Source organism: bacterium (genome assembly GCA_026398675.1).
Lineage (GTDB): Bacteria > RBG-13-66-14 > RBG-13-66-14 > RBG-13-66-14 > RBG-13-66-14 > RBG-13-66-14.
In genome coordinates, this window is sequence record JAPLSK010000035.1 from 1 (window position 1) to 2,159 (window position 2,159).

General features: G+C 67.4%; 2 protein-coding genes. Both read left to right on the forward strand.

The window, feature by feature from the left end; translation table 11 throughout:
- The first annotated feature begins 187 nt into the window (after positions 1-187).
- On the forward strand, positions 188-721 hold the full coding sequence (gene lptC, locus NTW26_00450) for an LPS export ABC transporter periplasmic protein LptC (GenBank protein MCX7020744.1): 534 nt from the start codon (positions 188-190) through the stop codon (positions 719-721).
- Between the two features lie 110 nt (positions 722-831).
- Positions 832-2,159: hypothetical protein (locus NTW26_00455; protein MCX7020745.1), on the forward strand; the 1,328-nt coding region annotated here is incomplete at its 3' end.

The following is a 2,159-nucleotide window of genomic DNA, read 5'->3' on the forward strand; positions in this document are numbered from 1 at the left end:
GGACGCCGGGAACCTGCCGATCTCGGTGCAATTTATAGAGGCGACGTCAATCACCGGGGACTCCGCCGAAATGCGGCTTCTGTTCTGCTTCGCGAAGGGCGGGATCGAGGAGGAAACCCGGCAGGCGGTGTGGCGCGAGGGCGGCTGGAGACTTCTGACCGATCACATCTGATTGTGCGCGGGTGACATGCATAAAATCCCGTTGTTATTTTTCGCCCTTCTGCTCCTGGCCTGCGGGGAGGAGCGCCCGGCGGACTTCGTCCCGGCGGAGGGAGACCCCGACCAGGAGATAGAGAGGTTCACCCTCCGGCAGAGCGAGGGCGGCGAGCTCACCTGGGAGCTGGTGGCCGATCTGGCCTTCGTCTGGGACGACACGCACCAGGCGGTGGCCAATCATCCCCGGGTGGATTTCTACAAGAATGGCGAGCACGTGGCCGTCCTCAACGCCGAGGAGGGCACGGTCAACCTGATGACCAACGACATGGAGGCCCGAACCGGGGTGGTGGTCGTTTCCGACGCCGGGGCCACGTTAAAAAGCGAGGTGCTCGGCTGGGACAACCGCCAGCAGCGCCTGTTCACCGAGCGGGCCGTGAGCTACGAGAAGGCGGGCATCGTCCTCACCGGCTCGGGCTTCGAGTCCGACGCCGACCTCACCGACTGGAAGATCCGCCATCCCCGGGGCACGGTCCCGCCCGAGGAGTTGGGGGGCGAGGTGTTCTAGCTTACAGTCATGCCGGACCGCGGGGGCGATCGGAGCGGATCGCCCCTTTTTCACGCGTTGACCGTGGGGCGGGGGTTGCCTATAATCGTCGCAAAAGGCCGGGAGTGACGATGAAAAAAGCGATCTGGTTGATTTTTCTGCCGCCGGCGCTGGCGGCGGCCGGCGGGACCGACACCGAGCTGGTCCTCGTCACCGGCGGGGACGGAACCGTGGCGGAGCTCGGTTACGGCGCCCGCGTCTCCCCATCCGCGGCGGAGTGCCCCATCCCGCCGCCGCCCGACTGCGATGTCCTCTGGCAGTACCATATTGACGACGGCGGGCCGCAGCGCAATTGCGTCGCCATCGGCTTCGACGACCGGTACGTGTGGAGCGGCGGATGGTACGGCGGGGGAAAGATGTTCGAGATGAACGGCGACGGCGTCCCGCTCTGGGAGATAGATCGGGAGCGCGCCTTCGGCGTGGCGGCGGCCGAGGACACCGACGTCTTCTACGGTGTCTGGTTCGATGACCGCGACGGCGGCTTCGAGGTGTATAAATTCCACGCCTCCTCCCCGACGCCGGACTGGACCTGGGACGGCGGCGCGGCGGGCTACGCCCCCTACAACGTGGACAGTCCGGGGCGCGTCGCCTGCTCCGCCGACGGGGGCGTTCTGGCCGTGGGGGGCAACGACGGCGATTCCCTGGCGGTGATGTTTTTCGGTCCCGATTCCCCAGAGCCCATCTCGATTTACGAGGACGAGGGCCTGGCCTACAGTCCCCGGCAGCTCCGCCTGACCGCCGACGGCACCCAGTGCATCTTCCGGTCCAACGCCGTTCTCTACCGCGTGGACGTGGCCACCGCCGCCCTGGAGGACACCTATGACCTGGGCGCCTCCACGGACTGCCTCGGCATCAGCCCCGACGGCTCCGTGGTGGTCTACGGCTTCGGCGGGATGAACGTGCTCGGGTGGAACGGCTCCAGCTACGAGCACCTCTGGTACTACGACCACCCCGGCTCCAACTACGCGGGGGTGGCCGACGTGGCCGCGGACGACGAGGAGATAGTCCTGGTCTGGTACTCGACCACCTACCTGCAGAACTGGGTCACCCGCTTCAACGTCTCCGACGGCCCCGAGCCGGTGTGGGTGTATGAGACCCGTCCCGGCGGCGGCGATTACCAGGACGTCCCCGCCTGGATCGAGCTTTCCCGGGACGGCGAGTGGATCGTCGTCGGCTACTGGGGCGACCAGACCCGGGCCAACCCCGAGGTGCAGGTTTTACGCGATTCCAAGCCCGACGGCCTCTGGTTCGGCTATTCCACGCCGGGGTCCGTCTACGGGGTGGACATCTCCCCCGGCGGGGAGTACGTGGCCAGCGCCGGCAAGGGGGTGCACGCCAACCAGATGGGCTCGGGCGGGGACGTCTTCGCCGGGTACGTGGACCCCGAGGCCGGTGTCGC